The sequence below is a fragment of the Streptomyces antnestii genome, assembly GCF_004005495.1.
In the GTDB taxonomy this organism is placed as follows: Bacteria; Actinomycetota; Actinomycetes; order Streptomycetales; family Streptomycetaceae; genus Streptomyces; species Streptomyces antnestii.
Window position 1 is genome coordinate 1 of sequence record NZ_RZYA01000068.1, and the last position, 690, is coordinate 690.

1 protein-coding gene and 1 pseudogene are annotated in these 690 nt (G+C 69.1%); one reads left to right on the forward strand and one right to left on the reverse strand.

What is annotated here, in order from left to right:
• On the forward strand, positions 1-313 hold a 313-nt coding region (locus EOT10_RS40980), incomplete at its 5' end, for a pentapeptide repeat-containing protein (protein ID WP_146003162.1).
• A 261-nt stretch (positions 314-574) separates the two neighbouring features.
• Here EOT10_RS40980 and EOT10_RS40985 read toward each other — a convergent pair.
• A pseudogene (locus EOT10_RS40985) lies at positions 575-690 on the reverse strand (IS5/IS1182 family transposase); the annotation flags it as partial.

Sequence of the window (690 nt, forward strand, 5' to 3'; positions counted from 1 at the left end):
GGACCTGACCGACGCGAAACTGGGCGGCGCGGACCTGACCAGCGCGGACCTGACCGACGCGAAACTGGGCGGCGCGGACCTGACCAGCGCGGACCTGACCGACGCGAAACTGGGCGGCGCGGACCTGGGCGGCGCAAATCTCAAGGATGCCGTGGGCCTGCGCCTTCCCGCAGGCGCGATCTGGAACCGCGAGACCCGTTGGCCAACCAACTTGGCAACAACCGTGGTCGAGCAGTCCGAGGAGTTGGCACCGGGCGTGTACCGGGTACGCGGCGAGGAGACCCCGGACCGGTCAGGCTCCGTACGGGTGTGACGTGACCGGGTGCCTGTACGACGACGACACCATGTGCCAGCCGCTGCGGTGCCGGAAGTGTCCTCGACGGCCGCCCGCCCTGTAGGACTGGGTCAGGCCGCGGCGGCGGGCCTCTTCTGCTGCCGAGCCCGCACCAGGGCAAGGCATTCCGCACACAGCGGGTTCGCGCGGCCTCCCGCGCGAGCTGCCCCGGATGGCGTGATCGGGATCACTCCCGGCCCGGAGGACAGAACTTGCGGGGCTAATTCCTTCTTAGAGGTCCTAACAAAGGCGCTGGACGTGGCGGTGGGTGATGAGGCAGGTGGCGAGGCCGAGGAAAGCCTCATGGATGTCGTCGCGTCTCTCCCAGCGGATACGCAGGCGGCGGAAGCCATGCA